The organism is Bradyrhizobium sp. AUGA SZCCT0283 (genome assembly GCF_018130385.1).
In the GTDB taxonomy this organism is placed as follows: Bacteria; Pseudomonadota; Alphaproteobacteria; order Rhizobiales; family Xanthobacteraceae; genus Bradyrhizobium.
In genome coordinates this window covers 70,294-85,387 of record NZ_JAFCLU010000003.1, presented here as the reverse complement: position 1 = coordinate 85,387, position 15,094 = coordinate 70,294, and the positions used below count along the sequence as shown (strand labels likewise).

The window sequence follows — 15,094 nt, the reverse complement described above, 5'->3', positions numbered from 1 at the left end:
ATGTGCCCGGTTACACGCCGGGCTGTTGCCTGAAATTGTTGCATCCTCGCGGTTTTTAGCAAGGCCCATTCGGCGAGACCTGCCACTTCCAGCGGGCGGCTTATCCCGATAGGTTGCGCTCCACAAATTAGCTAACAAGGGAAAGAAATATGGCTGATAGAGCCGACGCGATTGCGCGGGTACGTGAACATCTGAATTCCGGCGCGTTTCTCGCCGAGCTCGGCCGCAGGGTCGGCTACCGGACCGAAAGCCAGAACCCCGGCAGCGGCGAGGCGTTGCGCGCCTATCTCGTCGACGACCTCCAGCCCGCCTTCGCCGCGCTCGACTTCTCCACCCGCCTGATCGAATCGCCGAGCGGCAAGGGTCCGTATCTGCTGGCGGATTATCGCGAGGATGCCTCACTGCCGACCGTGCTCACCTATGGCCATGGCGACGTCGTCGATGGGATGGAAGGCGAGTGGCGCGACAATCTCGATCCCTGGAAAACCACGACCAAAGGCGAGCGCGTCTATGGCCGCGGCACCGCCGACAACAAGGGCCAGCACAGCATCAATCTCGCGGCCTTGCGCGCCGTGCGCGAGACCCGCGGCGGCAAGCTCGGCTTCAACGCCAAATTCATCATCGAGACCGGCGAGGAGATCGGCTCGCCCGACCTGCGGCAGGTGTGCGAAGCCCACTGCGGGGAGCTGAAGGCGGATCTGTTCCTGGCGTCGGACGGACCGCGGCTTTCGGCCGATCGGCCGACGATCTTCCTCGGCTGCCGCGGCGGCAACCGCATCCATCTCGATGTCAATCTGCGCGAGGGTGGGAACCATTCGGGCAATTGGGGCGGCGTGCTCGCCAACCCCGCGACAATCCTTTGCAACGCCATCGCCAGCCTGGTCGACGGCAAGGGGCGGATGAAGCTCGACGCGCTCAAGCCGCCGCGGATTTCGAACGCCGTCCGCGCGGCGCTCGCGGACGTCAAGATCGAGCCGACCGCGGACGAGCCGGCGCTGGCACCCGACTGGGGCGAGGAGGGATTGTCGCCGGCCGAGCGGCTGTTTGCCTGGAACACGCTGGAAGTCCTGGCGATGTCGTCGGGCAATATTGAGAAGCCGGCCAACGCCATTCCCGGCCGCGCCAATGCCGTGCTGCAGCTTCGTTTCGTCGTCGGCACCAAATATGAAGAGGTCATCGACGCCGTGCGCGCGCATTTGCATGGCAACGGCTTTCCGATGGTGGAGGTCAGCGGGACGCAGCGCTTCGCGGCCTCGCGCACCGATGTTGACAGTCCCTGGGTGAACTGGACGGCGAACTCGATCCTCAAGACCACCGGCAAGGCGCCGGCGATCCTGCCGAATTTCGGCGGTTCGCTGCCCAACGACGTGTTTGCCGAAGGGCTGGGGCTGCCGACGATCTGGGTGCCGCATTCCTATCCCGGCTGCTCGCAGCACGCGCCGGACGAACACATTCTTCTGCCGGTGACCGAGGAAGCGCTCGTCATCATGGCGGGGCTGTTCTGGGACCTCGGCGAGATGAAGCGGGCGTTCTAGGTATCGGGTGAGTGGAAGGCTGGCTTGGATCTTACCTCTCCCCGCAAGAGTGGGGCGAGGGAGAACAGCTAGGCCCCTTCGTCGAGCGCAACAAGCTCGCGCTTCTTGCGCAGCGACGGCAGCAGCGGGCCGACCAGCAGCATGACCGCGAACGCCAGGCAGACGGCCGAGATTGGCCTTTCAATGAAGGTCATGAGATCGCCCTGCGACAGGATCAGCGACTTGCGCAGATTGTTCTCCAGCATCGGCCCGAGCACGAAGGCCAGCACCAGCGGCGCCGGTTCGTAGCCAAGTTTGCGCATGAAATAGCCGATGATGCCGAACGCGATCATCACATAGACGTCGAACACGTTGTTGCTGGAGCAATAGACGCCGATGATGGTGAACAGGATGATCAGGGGGAACAGGATGTTGTAGGGCAATTTGAGAAGCTGGACCCACATGCCGATCATCGGCAGGTTGAGCACCAGCAGCATCAAATTGCCGATATACATGCTGGCGACGATGCCCCAGAACAGGCCCGGGTTCTGCGTGATCATCAGCGGACCGGGCTGCAACCCGTGAATGACGAAAGCGCCGAGCAACAGCGCCATCACCACGTTCGGCGGAATGCCTAATGTCATCAGCGGGATGAAGGCGCCGCCGGCCGCGGCGTTATTGGCGGCTTCGGGTCCAGCCACGCCCTCGATCGCGCCCTGGCCGAACCGTTCCGGCGTTTTGGACAGCCGCTTCTCCAGCGCGTAGGACGCGAACGACGAGATCACCGCGCCGCCGCCGGGAAGGATGCCGAGGAAAAATCCAAGGATCGTTCCGCGCGTCATCGGGCCGGCACTGGCTTTCCAGTCCTCTTTGCTTGGGAGCAGGTGCGTGATCTTCGTGTTGATGACGTCGCGTTTGATGACCTGCTCGGTGTTGAACAGGACTTCTGCGATGCCGAACAGGCCCATGACCACGGGGACGAGGCCGATGCCGTCGATCAGTTCCAGCCGGCCGAAGGTCAGGCGCGGCTGCGCGGTAATGCTGTCGAGCCCGACCACGCCAAGCACGACGCCGATGCAGGCCATCAATAGCGCCTTTGCCATCGAGCCCTGCGTCAGGAAGGTGAGGACCACGAGGCCAAGCACCATCAGGCTGAAATATTCGGCCGGTCCGAATGCAATCGCGACACTGGCGAGCTTGGGCGCCACCAGCATCAGCGCGACCAGTGCGAAGGTGCCGGCGAAGAACGAGCCGAATGCGGAGATGCCGAGCGCAGGTCCCGCGCGGCCCTGCTTGGCCATCTGGTGGCCATCGATACAGGTGACGACGGAAGCGGCTTCGCCGGGAATGTTGACCAGGATAGAGGTGGTCGAGCCGCCATACATCGAGCCGTAATAGATGCCGGCCATCATGATGATGCCGGACTCCGGCGTCCCCGACAGCGTGATCGGCAGCAACAGCGACATCGCGGAGATCGGGCCGATGCCCGGCAGCACGCCGACCAGCGTGCCGATGAACACGCCGATGAAGCAGTAGATCAGATTGACGGGCTGAAGGGCGACGCCGAAGCCGTGGGCGACATTGATGAGTGTGTCCATGGTGCGGTCAGCCGATTTCGAAGATGCCCGAAGGCAGTTGGATCAGGAGCAGGCGTTTGAGGACCCACCACATGCCGAGCGGAACCAGTACCGCGATCGGGACGGCCAGTGGCCAGCGCACCGGATCGACCACGCGCAACAGCAGCAACATCAGCGGAGTTGCGGACAGCAGAAAGCCGAGCGGGTCGAGGGCGAAGGAAAAAGCGATGAGGCAGACGATCACCAGCAACGGCTTGGTCCAGCGCGTGTCCACCCAGCGCGAGCCAAAGGTCGGCCCGCCCTCGGTCAATGCTCCGATGATGATCGAGGCGGCGAACAGGCACATCAGAATGCCGGTATAGAACAGCACGAACCCGGCGCCGGGATCGTTGATGGTGCCGAGCTTGAGCTTGAGCCCGGACCAGATCACGAAACCGCCGAGCGCAAGCCCGATCAGCCCGCCCCACAGTTCGGAATTGTTGAGGCGGAATTTGACGTCGGATTGATCGCTCATTGACACTTCTTTCTCAGTCGTTCCCCGGACGCTGCGCAGCACCGTCAGCGCGTTTACGCGCGTCTTGACGCGCTATGGTGATGCGCTGCAGAGTCCGGGTCCATGTGTTTGCGGACGCAATGGGTCCCGGCTCTGCGGAGCAGCGCAGAGCGCTGCGCCGCGTCCGGAACACGGCCGAAGCTAGTTCGTCTTCTTCGCCAGACCCAGCTTGTCGACCACCTTGCGCTCCGACTCGGTGACCTCGACGACGAACTTCTTGTAGTCCTCGGTGCTCTTGTAACTGGGCACCATGTCGAATTTCGCCAGCGTCGCGATCACGGCCGGATCTTCCAGCGCCTTCTTGAAGGCGTCGTGCAGCTTCGCGACGATCTTCGGATCCATGCCCTTTGGTCCGGCAACGCCGAACGGCGAATCATACACCATGGGATAGCCGAGCTCCTTCAGCGTCGGCACGTCGGGATAATTCGGCGAGCGCGCCGAGGTCCACACCATTAACAGCCGCAGCTTGCCGGCGTCGACCAGCGGCCGCCAGCCGGTCGAGTCCGCCTGCAGCATGGTATGCTGTCCCAGCACAGCGGCATTGGTTTCCGCGCCGCCCTTGAAAGGCACCTGCGTCAGCTTGATTCCCGCCATGCTGGCGATCTGCTCCATGCCGATATGCAGCGACGTGCCGGCGCCCGGTGTCGCATAGGTCACCTTGCCGGGATTCTGCTTGGCGTAGTCGACGACGTCCTTCCAGGTCTTGAATGGCGACTCGGCGCTGGTGGTGACGCCGAACGTGTAGCCGGTGAGATGAACGATGTAGGTGAAATCCTTGTCCGGATTCCAGGAGACTTCCTGCATCAAGGGCAGGCGAAACACGGTGATCGGGATCTGGGCGATGGTGTAGCCGTCGGGCTTGGCGCCTGCCGCCATGGTGGCAGGGCCGACGGTGCCGCTGCCGCCGGCCTTGTTGTCGATGGCGATCGGCTGTCCGAGCAGCTTGGAGGCGCTTTCGGCGATCGCGCGCATCGAGATATCGGTCGAGCCGCCCGCAGGCCACGGGACGATCAGCGTGATCGGCTTGGTGGGATATTCCTGCGCGCCGGCGGCTGCTGAAATCAGCATGCCGACGGCGGCGATGGCGATCGTCAAACGGCGAGATCTTGACATATCGAACACTCCCTTGCGGCCTCATTGACGGGGAGGCGCGCTTATCTTCTTTTTCTGGGTTTGATCTTCTCTGAAATCGCCTGAGAAGAAAAGCGTGTTGACCGCGGCGGGCGGCGTCGGGGCGGGTCGCAATCGGCCGGAAATGCGACATGCGACAATTGGTCTGCCGCGTCCTCCCGAGATACGGAATTTATGCCGCGCGCCGCAGTGCAAACGTGCTCGCCTCGCTTGCCGATGGCTTGCGATCGATCATGTCGGCCGCCAGTCGCGCACTGCCGCAGGCGAGCGTCCAGCCGAGCATGCCGTGGCCCGAGTTGATGAACAGCCCCTCGAGCGGCGACCAGCCGATGATCGGCCGGCTGTCCGGCGTCATGGGACGAAGCCCGCACCACGGCTTGACGTCGCCGGCGGCGTCGATGCCGAGCAGCTCCGCCGCAGCGCGGCGCAGGATATCGACACGTCCGGTGTCGATCGTCGTGTTGTTGCTTTCGAGATCGGCGATGCCGGCGATCCTTGTCGCCGTGTGATCATCGCGTACGAGCGGTGCAAACACGAGTTTGCGTTCGATGTCCGTTACGCTGTGTCGCAGCACGCGTGCACCGGGAGCCGGCGTCAGGGTGATGCTGTAGCCCTTGAGCGGATAGATCGGCAGATAGAATCCGCACGCTCTCGCGAATGCGCTCGATGCCGCTCCCATACACAGAACGAAGCGGTCGGCCTGCACATGTCTCTTTCCTGTGTCGATGGCGACCAGGCGGCCGCCGGATCGCACCGGCCCGATGACTTCCGTGCCGAGTAGCCATTCGACATTACGTTGCCGTCTCAGGCGGAACGTAAGCCCAGCACAGAATGCCGCGCAATCTCCGACCTGTTCGGAGGCCGTGAAGATGCCGCCTGCGAGTTCGCCGGCGTCAAGTCTGAGCGCAGGTTCCAGCGCCAGGCATTCCGCCGGCGTCAACACCTGCTGGCCGTCGTTGCCGGTCTTCGCGGTGATCGCGCGGCGCGCCGCGCCGAATTCCCTCCTGCTGCGGAACACCACAAGCTTGCCGGCGGTTCGCAGCCCGAACGAAAGCATCAAGCTTTGGGAAAGCCGGGCCAGCTCGCTCCGGCTCAAGGCGGCGAGCGCGAGCTGCGCTGCAATGGTCTCGCGCACCGCTGCCGGCCGGCAGGCGAGCAGGAATCGCGCGCCCCAGGAGATCAGGGCCGGATCGAGGCCGGCGCGGATACGCATCGGCGAATCCGGCGACAGCAGCAGCGATGGCAATTTCAGCAAGGTTGCCGGAGACGCCAGCGGCGCCACGAACGCGTAAGAGAGCTGGCCGCCATTGGCGGCGCTGGCGTCTTTCGCGGTGGAAGCATGGCGGTCGACGATGATGACGTCGTGACCGGCCTCGGCAAGGCACCATGCGGTCGTCAGTCCGATGACGCCGGCACCCAGTACACAGATTTTCATTTCGGGGGCTCACCTTAAGTGATCGTCCGGCCGGAACGCGAGAACCGACCGGGCACAGGGTTGTCGCGCACCAGGTTAAGGCCTCCGGACGCCGCCATTGATGCCAAGTCTGCATAATGCAAAATTTGCATAACCTGCCCGCGGCGTGGCAGGCTAATGAAGGCGTGACCTGATGGCGAGCGCGGGCCGGCTTATATGACTGGGCGAGGAATGATCGGGATTGTCGCGCCGATGACGGTGAGGTGGCGTGATGCAAAGCTTGCATTGGCCAGCCTGCCGGCCGATCCGCTACGTTTCCCGGCATGGGGCTTCGCATTCCGTATCGAGAACCAGCGCCGGTTGGCGACCGCGGGCTTGCGCTGCCCCGAGGCCGGCGTTGCAACCGTGCGGCGGCCACGGCCTGCACCAAAGCGGGGAGCATGATGGAGCTTCGCTGGCTTCAGGATTTTCTAATGGTGGCCGAGACCGGCAATTTCACGCGCGCCGCCGAGAAACGAAACACGTCGCAGGCGGCGTTCAGCCGGCGGATCAAGTCGCTGGAGGCCTGGCTCGGCTTCGACCTGATCGACCGCAGCGTCTACCCGACGCAGCTCACGCCGCAAGGCGAGCGTTTCCGCGAGCATGCCAGCGAGTTGCTGCGGCAGATGCTCGACAGCCGCGGCGAGCTCGGCGGCAAGCCGCTTGGCCGCAACGAACATATCCGTATCGCCTTGCCGTTCGCGATGGCCACCGCGCGGCTGCCGCATTGGTGGCAGTCCTGGTCACAGGAGCGCCGGTTGAGCTGCTCGGTCGTGGTGGGCAACATCCACGATCTCGTCACCTCGCTGGTGTCAGATAATGTGGACCTGATGATCTGCTACCATCACGCGCAGCAGCCGATCCATCTCGATCCGGATCTTTACGAGTGTGTGACGCTCGGCACAGAATTCCTGCGGCCCTATGCCAGCGAAACGCTGGTGGCGAAGGGAGGCGCGTCGCTGCCTGGACGGGCGTCGAATCCGGTGCCGCTTCTGATGTATTCGCCCGGGGTCTATTTCGCCCGGCTGGTCGATCTCATTCTGGAAAATGCCCCTATTTTCGGCGTGCGGGTCATCGAAAGCGATATGTCCGACGTGCTGTGCGGGATGGCGCTCGGCGGCCGGGGCATTGCCTGGTTGACCGAAGGCACCGTGGCGGCTTATGGCCGGAAGCGGCTGACCCCGATCGGCGGCGACAAATGGGCGTTGCCTTTATCTTTAGTCGCATTCAGGGGTCGAATGCATGATGGTCAACGGGCACTAAATCTGTTTTGGTCCGAATTGTGCAGGCACAGTGCCGGGCACGCCGGGAGCGGTCTTGCAAGGACAGCTTCGAGACCGCCGGCCAAACGGCCCGGCAAGTCGCTGAGTTAGGGTGGATGAGCAATCATCTGAAACCTTTAGAGGGAGAAGTTACGTGAAACACCGTCAGATTATCGGCTGCCTGCTTGCGGGTGCGTTGTGCACCGCCCCGGCAATGGCGCAGGAGCTCACCGGGACGCTGAAGAACATCAAGGAGACCGGCGCCATCACGCTTGGCTTCCGCGACTCGTCCATTCCGTTCTCTTATCTTGACGACAACCAGAAGCCGATCGGCTACGCCATGGACATCTGCTACAAGATCGTCGATGCCGTGAAGAAGGAGCTCAAGCTCGATAAGCTCGAGGTTAAGCTCAATCCGGTGACGTCGTCGACCCGCATTCCGCTGCTCGCCAACGGCACCATCGATCTCGAATGCGGCTCGACCACCAACAATGTGGAGCGTCAGAAGCAGATCGCCTATACCAACACCCACTTCCTGACCGCGAGCCGCTACGTCACCAAGAAGGCGAGCAAGATCAATTCGATCGACGATCTCAAGGGCAAATCGGTGGTCTCCACCGCCGGCACCACCAACATCAAGCAACTCACCGAAGCCAACGGTGCGCGCAGCCTCAACATCAACATCATCCCGGCCAAGGATCACGCCGAGGCGTTCCTGATGGTTGAGACCGATCGCGCGGTGGCGTTCGTGATGGACGACATCCTGTTGGCGAGCCTGATCGCCGGCTCGAAGGCGCCGAATGATTACGTCATCTCCAAGGATGCGTTCTCCAAGCCCGAGCCCTACGGCATCATGCTGCGCAAGGACGATCCGGCCTTCAAGAAGGTGGTCGATGCCGCGACCGCGGCGCTCTACACGGGCGGCGAGGGCCAGAAGATCTACGACAAGTGGTTCACGCAGAAGATCCCGCCCAAGGGCCTGAACCTCAACGTGCCGATCGGTCCCGAGCTGAAGAACGAGTTCGCCAAACCGTCGGACTCGCCGGATCCGGATTCGTACAAGTAATCGTTTCCACGCTCATGCAATGGCCCGGTCATTGCATGAGCGTGCTTTATGAGGCGACGCGGCGGACGGTAGGGGCCCGTGAACTATAACTGGAACTGGCACATCTTCTTCGAGCCGAACCCGACCGGGGCCGGCACCTATCTCGACATGCTGGTGTCGGGACTGCTGCTGACCATCAAGACCGCGCTGCTGGCCTGGATCATCGCGCTGATCTTCGGTACGATCATCGGCATCTTGCGCTCGCTGCCGTCGAAGACGGCATCGTGGGTCGGCTTTGGCTACGTCGAATTCTTCCGCAACATGCCGCTGTTGGTGCAGCTGTTCCTCTGGTTCTTCGTGCTGCCGGAACTCCTGCCGCGTGCCGCAGGGCTGTGGATGAAGCAGCTTCCGAACGCGCCGTTCTGGACGGCGGCGATCGGGGTCGGCCTGTTCATGTCGGCGCGCGTCGCGGTGCAACTCGCCGCGGGCATCGCCTCGCTGCCGCGCGGGCAGAAGCAGGCAGCGACCGCGCTCGGGCTGACGACGGCGCAGGGCTATCGCTACGTGCTGCTGCCGATGGCGTTCCGCATTATCATGCCGCCGCTCACGTCCGAGTTTCTCAATACCGTGAAGAATACTTCCGTCGCGATCACCATCGGCCTGATCGAACTGACCGGCCAGGCGCGGGCGATGCAGGAGTTCTCGTTCCAGGTGTTCGAGGCCTTCACCGCCGCGACCGTGATGTATCTCGCGATCAACATCATCGTCGTCACCGGCATGCGCTTCCTCGAACGCAGCCTGGCGATCCCCGGCTACATCACGGGGAAATGACGATGTTCGGAAACCTCGATTTCGATGTCATCCGCCGCTCGCTGCCCTATCTGTTCCTCGACGGCATGAGTTTCACGCTGATGCTGACCGGGCTGTCGGCGCTGGGCGGCCTGGTCTTCGGTACGATGATCGCGCTGATGCGGTTGTCGAGCTACAGATTGATGGGCCGCATCGCCGGGCTCTATGTAGACTTCATGCGCTCGCTGCCGCTGGTGCTGGTGATCTTCTGGTTCTATTTTCTGGTGCCCTATATCGGTCAGTGGGTGACGGGTGCGTCGCGGCCGATTCGCGTCGGCGCGTTCACCTCGTCGCTCGTCACCTTCATCATGTTCGAGGCGGCGTATTTCTCCGAAATCATGCGCGCCGGCATCCAGTCCATTTCCAGGGGGCAGCCCGCGGCCGCAAGCGCGCTCGGCCTGACCTACGCTCAGTCCATGCGCTACATCGTGCTGCCGCAGGCGTTCCGCAACATGCTGCCGGTGCTGCTGACCCAGACCATCGTGCTGTTCCAGGACACTTCGCTGGTCTACGTGCTGTCGATCCCGGACTTTCTTGGGGCCGCCAGCAAGGTGGCGCAGCGCGATGGGCGGCTGGTCGAGATGTACCTGTTCGCGGCGTTGGTCTATTTCGCGATTTCCTGTCTCGCGTCCTATGGCGTCCGGCGCCTGCAGGCGCGCATTGCTATTGTCCGGTGAGAACCCATGATCGAAATCAGCCACGTCAATAAATGGTACGGGCCGACCTTCCAGGTGCTGAAGGACTGTACCACCAGCGTCGCCAAGGGCGAGGTCGTGGTGGTGTGCGGCCCATCAGGTTCGGGAAAGTCGACGCTGATCAAATGCGTCAACGCGCTGGAGCCGTTTCAGGAAGGCCAGATCATCCTCGACGGCATCAAGGTCAACGATCCCAAGACCGATCTGCCAAAACTGCGCGCCCGCGTCGGCATGGTGTTCCAGCACTTCGAGCTGTTTCCGCATTTGCGGATCATCGAGAATCTGTGCCTGGCACAGGAGAAGGTGCTGGGCCGCTCGCATGGCGAGGCCGTGGCCAAGGGCGAGAAACTGCTCGAGCGCGTCGGGTTGACGGTGCAGGCGAACAAATACCCGGCCGAATTGTCTGGCGGCCAGCAGCAGCGCGTGGCGATTGCACGCGCGCTCGCCATGGACCCGATCGCGATGCTGTTCGACGAACCGACTTCGGCGCTCGATCCCGAAATGATCAGCGAGGTGCTCGACGTGATGGTCGATCTCGCCCACGAGGGCATGACCATGATGGTCGTCACCCATGAAATGGGCTTTGCCAGCAAGGTCGCCAATCGCGTGATCTTCATGGACAGGGGCGAGATCGTCGAGGACGCGCTGAAGACCGATTTCTTCGGCAGCCCTCGCAGCGAGCGCGCGCAGAAGTTCTTGTCGAAGATTCTGTCGCATTAACGATTTGGGTATAATAAGCGCGGCGCAATTGCTTTGCGCCGACAGGAGACTCTACTTTGGAACAGATCGCTTACGTCAACGGTTCATTCGTGCCCCTTTCAGAGGCGAAGGTCTCGATCCTCGACCGCGGATTCCTGTTTGCTGACGGCATCTATGAGGTCGCCGCCGTACTCGACGGCAAGCTGATCGACAATGCCTCGCATCTGGCGCGGCTGGAGCGCTCGGTCGGCGAGATCGAGCTGGCGCTGCCGGAAACCACGGCGCGTATCCAGGAGATCCAGAAGGAACTGGTCAAGCGCAACAATCTCGTCAACGGCATGGTCTATCTGGAAGTCACCCGCGGCGCCGACACCGGCCGCGACTTCGCGTTTCCGAAGGGCGTCAAGCCGACGCTGATCATGTTCACCTCAACCAAGGACATCATCAACGCACCCTCGGCCAAGACCGGAATCAAGGTGATCACGGTGCCCGACCTGCGTTGGGCCCGGCGCGACATCAAGAGCGTCGCGCTGCTGGCGCAGGTGCTGGCCAAGCAGGCCGCCGCAGCGGCCGGTGCCGGCGAGGCCTGGATGATCGAGGACGGCAAGGTGACCGAAGGTGGTTCGTCGTCGTGCTTTATCCTGACCCAGGACGACGTGATCGTGACACGGCAGAACGGCAGCGAGATCCTGCCCGGCTGCACCCGCAAGGCCGTGGTCGCGCTTGCCGAAGAGCGCCAGCTTCGCGTCGAGGAGCGGGCGTTTTCTGTCGAGGAGGCGCTGGCCGCCAAGGAAGCCTTCGTCACCAGCGCCAGCGTGTTCGTGCAGGCGGTGGTATCGATCGACGGCAAGATGGTCGCCGACGGCAAGCCGGGCCCGATGACCAACCGGCTGCGCGAGATCTATGTCGAGTTCGCCAAGGCCACGGCGGTTTGATCCTGCCACGTTGCCCCCCGCTGGGGCTCGCGAACCCGGTTCACCTGATCGCGGTTCCCCGCTAGGATGGCGCTCATGTATGTGAGCGCTTCCGAGAGCTGGGTGCTGGCGCGCATCTTCGGGCTGTTGTCCGAAGACCTCAGCGAACGCGACGTTCGCGAGGCTGTCGGTCATCACCTGCTGGAATTGCTGGAAGCCGATCACTACGCCTCGTTCGTCTGGCAGGATGCGACCGGTCGCTTCGAAAAGGCCGTGTACCTGAACATGGACCCGGACAACATCGCGGCCTACGACCGCTATTATCAGCAGCACGATCCGATCACTCTAAAACTTCAGGCCCGCCGCGAGGCGACGCTGGTCACGCAGGTGATGCCGCAACGCGACCTGATGCGGACCGAGTTCTTCAACGATTTCCTCGCCCGCGACGGCCTGCATTGGGGCGTCAATGCCTATAGTTTCGCCGGCGGCCGCAATATCGGCGACGTCAGGATCTGGCGCGGCCGGCGCCGCGAGAATTTCGACGGCCATACGCTTGAATTGTTGCGGCTGATCGAGCCGGCCTTCACCGGGGCGCTGGTGCGCGCGGCCGGCGGGGCGGCGGCCATTGCGGCGGATGGCTCACCGATCCTGAAGCTTTCAGTGCGTGAGTTCGAGATCGCGCGGATGATATCGGATGATCTCAGCGACAAGGAGATCGCGCACCGGCTGCAGGTCGAGGTATCGACCGTCCGTACCCATATCGAGCGGATTTTCGCCAAGCTCGGCGTCCGCCGCCGCAGCGGCGTCGCGAGCCTGTTTGCGCGGCATTAGCGTCGCGAGCCTCGCCCTAGCGCGGCGGCGGGGGCAACCGTCCGAAGATCTTCTCCATCGCCATGCCGACCGCGAGCAACTTGCGATCGCTCCCCGCGGGTCCATCGAGCTCGAGACCGACGGGAAGTTTGCTCGACGCGCCAAGTGCGATCGGAAGCTGGATGCCGGGAATGCCGGCATTGCTGCCGGGATCGATGTTCTGGATGAACAGCACGAAGTTGGCCAGACTCGAGGAATCGGGATTCGAGGCGATCGCGACCTTCGGCACGGTCGGGAAGGCGATGGCGTCGAGCCTGTTCTTGGCGAACGTATCGCGATAGAGCGCCTGCAGCGCGGGCCGGGCGGTCTTCATGGCGGCGTCATAGGCCGGCTTGGCGTCAGTGACGGTATTGTTCGGTCCCGGCAGCTTGCGCGGAATGACGAGCCCGTCATAGGTGCCCTTCACGTCGGGGCTGGCGATTTCCTTGGCGAGGTTCTCGATGCTGACGCCGGTGCCGCTTTTCTTGAGATAGGCGACCATGTCGTCATAGGCCTCATAGAGCGCGAGCGGAAATCCGACCTGGCCGTTGAGCTCGGCAAGTTTTGGCATTTCGATATCGACCACCGTCACGCCGCTCACCTTTAGCTTCTCCAGCGCGGCCTTGAATGCAGCTTCGGTATCGCCGTCGAGATTGGCCAGCATGGATTTGTCGACGCCGATGCGCACCCGTTTCAGCTCGGCGGGCGCAATCGCATCGCCGCCGGCGACGACGCGATCGAGGATCGCCACATCGGCCATGGTGGAAGCCATCGGGCCGGCGGTGTCGCGGGTGTGTGAGATCGGCGCGATCCCCGCCTGGGGATAGCGGCCGACGGTCGGACGGAGCGAAGCGCAACCGTTCAGGGCGCAGGGGACCCTGACCGAGCCGCCGGTGTCGGTGCCGAGGCCGGCGGTGACGATGCGGGCGCCGACTGCCGCGCCCGTTCCCGCCGACGAGCCGCCGGCGATTTTCGTCGCATCATAGGCGTTGCGCACCCCGGACTCCGCGCCGGTCTTGAACGCGGCGTTGTAGCCGGAGATGCCGAAGGCGAGCTCATGCATGTTGGTCTTGCCGATGATGATGGCGCCCGCCGCGCGCAGTTTTGCCGCCACCGGCGCATCCTTCTTCGGGACGAAGTCCTTTAGCGCCGGCGTTCCCGCGCTGGCGGGAAGCCCGGCCACCTCGATATTGTCCTTGATCACGATCGGCACGCCGCCGAGCGGCTTGCACGAGCCTTTCTTGCGGCCGGCGTCGAACGCTTCGGCGGCTTTCATCGCGCCGGCCTCATCCAGCGTGATGAAGGCGTTGAGTTCGCCCTTTGCCTTGGCGCGCGCCAGCGCCGCCGAGGTCAGCGCCTTGCTGGTGATTTTTCCCGCGCACAAATCGGCGGCGGCCTGGGTTGCGGTCAGTTGGTCCAGATTGATTGCTGGTTGGGCTGCCGCAGGAGACGCCGCGGCGAGGACAAGACTCGTGAGAGCCGAGCCGAGCAGGATTAAGCTGTGAGCCATGATGATCCTCCGCAGGATAGACACCCGTTCGGACGAACCTTACCCAATGCCGGTTCCGGCGCTTGTCCCCATTTCTGAGGACGCGGGCCTCCCGGGCTGGGCGCAAATCCCGAGAACGCTAGCCGCCCTGTTCGACCCTCACCCTGAGGAGGCCGCGCAGCGGCCGTCTCGAAGGGCGAGGCCACCAGCCGGGCCGCATCCTTCGAGACGCGCTTCGCGCTCCTCAGGATGAGGTCCGAGGTCTCAAACCTTCTCCGCCACAAACCTATTCCGCAACGTGCCGATCCCCGTGATGTCGATCTCGACGACGTCGCCGGCCTTCAGGTTGGGCGAGGCGCCGTCGGTGCCCATCCAGATCACGTCGCCCGGCCACAGCGTGAAATATTTGGAGAGTTCGACGAGGAACGGCACGATGCCGAAGATCATGTCGTTGGTGCGGAAGCGGCCGGTCTCCTTGCCGTTGACCCGGATCGCGGTTTCCATCCTGTCGAGATCGACCGATGTTTCGATCCACGGGCCCATCGGCTTGAAGGTGTCGGCATTCTTGGAGCGCCACAGGCTGCGATCGGCCTTCTGCCAGGTGCGCTCGCTGACGTCGTTGCCGATGGTGTAACCGAACACGCAAGCCATCGCGTTGGCTTCGGTGAGATGTTTTGCCTTCTTGCCGATGACGACCACCAGTTCGCCCTCGTAATGGATTTTCTCGGTCGCGCTCGCCGGGATCACCACGTCTTCGTCGTGCGCGATCAGCGCGTTCTGGGCGCGATAGCCGATCTCGGGCCGGTCGGGCACGTTCGGCACCGTGCCGGCCTTGTCGGCGGCTTCCTTGAGATGCTTGAGGTAATTGAGACCGACGCAATAGAAGGTGCGCGGGATCAGCGGCAGTTCGATCTTCACGTCTTTCAATGCATGCGACTGCGTTCCGCGCTGCCATTCGCCGAACGGATCGCCGTCGACGGCGATCACACGCTCGCCCTCGACGATGCCCCAGGATGTCTTGCCGGCGGCGCTGAATTTGAGCCAACGCATGAAGTATCCTCTTG

14 protein-coding genes are annotated in these 15,094 nt (G+C 63.2%); 8 read left to right on the top strand and 6 right to left on the bottom strand.

Annotation, left to right across the window (positions count from 1 at the left end; translation table 11 throughout):
- Positions 1 to 149: 149 nt before the first annotated feature.
- Positions 150 to 1,535, top strand: coding sequence for a M20 family metallopeptidase (locus JQ624_RS05935; protein ID WP_212417931.1), 1,386 nt, complete (start codon positions 150 to 152; stop codon positions 1,533 to 1,535).
- A 68-nt stretch (positions 1,536 to 1,603) separates the two neighbouring features.
- Here JQ624_RS05935 and JQ624_RS05930 read toward each other — a convergent pair whose 3' ends face one another.
- From JQ624_RS05930 to JQ624_RS05915, 4 genes are all read right to left on the bottom strand, one after another.
- Complete coding sequence (locus JQ624_RS05930) at positions 1,604 to 3,112, bottom strand: tripartite tricarboxylate transporter permease (RefSeq protein ID WP_212417930.1); 1,509 nt, start codon at positions 3,110 to 3,112, stop codon at positions 1,604 to 1,606.
- Between the two features lie 7 nt (positions 3,113 to 3,119).
- Entirely contained in the window at positions 3,120 to 3,605 is a 486-nt protein-coding gene (locus JQ624_RS05925) for a tripartite tricarboxylate transporter TctB family protein (protein ID WP_212417929.1), read from the bottom strand.
- A 180-nt stretch (positions 3,606 to 3,785) separates the two neighbouring features.
- A complete protein-coding gene (locus JQ624_RS05920; RefSeq protein WP_212417928.1) occupies positions 3,786 to 4,757 on the bottom strand; it encodes a tripartite tricarboxylate transporter substrate binding protein in 972 nt (323 codons plus the stop codon).
- 190 nt (positions 4,758 to 4,947) lie between these two features.
- Positions 4,948 to 6,210 carry an FAD-dependent oxidoreductase gene (locus tag JQ624_RS05915; protein WP_212417927.1) on the bottom strand — a complete coding sequence of 421 codons (1,263 nt, stop codon included), beginning with the start codon at positions 6,208 to 6,210 and terminating at the stop codon, positions 4,948 to 4,950.
- 422 nt (positions 6,211 to 6,632) lie between these two features.
- On the opposite strand from JQ624_RS05915, the gene JQ624_RS05910 reads away from it, so the two are divergent.
- The 7 genes from JQ624_RS05910 (at position 6,633) to JQ624_RS05880 (ending at position 12,523) form a co-directional block, all read left to right on the top strand.
- Positions 6,633 to 7,601, top strand: coding sequence for a LysR family transcriptional regulator (locus JQ624_RS05910; RefSeq protein ID WP_212417926.1), 969 nt, complete (start codon positions 6,633 to 6,635; stop codon positions 7,599 to 7,601).
- A 103-nt stretch (positions 7,602 to 7,704) separates the two neighbouring features.
- Positions 7,705 to 8,556, top strand: coding sequence for an amino acid ABC transporter substrate-binding protein (locus JQ624_RS05905; protein ID WP_212418185.1), 852 nt, complete (start codon positions 7,705 to 7,707; stop codon positions 8,554 to 8,556).
- 78 nt (positions 8,557 to 8,634) lie between these two features.
- Entirely contained in the window at positions 8,635 to 9,366 is a 732-nt protein-coding gene (locus JQ624_RS05900; RefSeq protein WP_212417925.1) for an amino acid ABC transporter permease, read from the top strand.
- 2 nt (positions 9,367 to 9,368) lie between these two features.
- Positions 9,369 to 10,061, top strand: a complete 693-nt coding sequence (locus tag JQ624_RS05895; protein WP_212417924.1) for an amino acid ABC transporter permease — start codon at positions 9,369 to 9,371, stop codon at positions 10,059 to 10,061.
- A gap of 6 nt (positions 10,062 to 10,067) precedes the next feature.
- Positions 10,068 to 10,799, top strand: a complete 732-nt coding sequence (locus JQ624_RS05890; RefSeq protein WP_212417923.1) for an amino acid ABC transporter ATP-binding protein — start codon at positions 10,068 to 10,070, stop codon at positions 10,797 to 10,799.
- 56 nt (positions 10,800 to 10,855) lie between these two features.
- The gene (locus tag JQ624_RS05885) at positions 10,856 to 11,713 is read left to right on the top strand and encodes a D-amino-acid transaminase (RefSeq protein WP_212417922.1); all 858 of its coding nucleotides are present in this window, start codon (positions 10,856 to 10,858) and stop codon (positions 11,711 to 11,713) included.
- 75 nt (positions 11,714 to 11,788) lie between these two features.
- Complete coding sequence (locus JQ624_RS05880; RefSeq protein WP_212417921.1) at positions 11,789 to 12,523, top strand: LuxR C-terminal-related transcriptional regulator; 735 nt, start codon at positions 11,789 to 11,791, stop codon at positions 12,521 to 12,523.
- Between the two features lie 16 nt (positions 12,524 to 12,539).
- Here JQ624_RS05880 and iaaH read toward each other — a convergent pair whose 3' ends face one another.
- A complete protein-coding gene (iaaH, locus tag JQ624_RS05875) occupies positions 12,540 to 13,967 on the bottom strand; it encodes an indoleacetamide hydrolase (protein ID WP_212418184.1) in 1,428 nt (475 codons plus the stop codon).
- A gap of 327 nt (positions 13,968 to 14,294) precedes the next feature.
- The gene (locus JQ624_RS05870; RefSeq protein ID WP_212417920.1) at positions 14,295 to 15,080 is read right to left on the bottom strand and encodes a fumarylacetoacetate hydrolase family protein; all 786 of its coding nucleotides are present in this window, start codon (positions 15,078 to 15,080) and stop codon (positions 14,295 to 14,297) included.
- Positions 15,081 to 15,094: the final 14 nt, after the last annotated feature.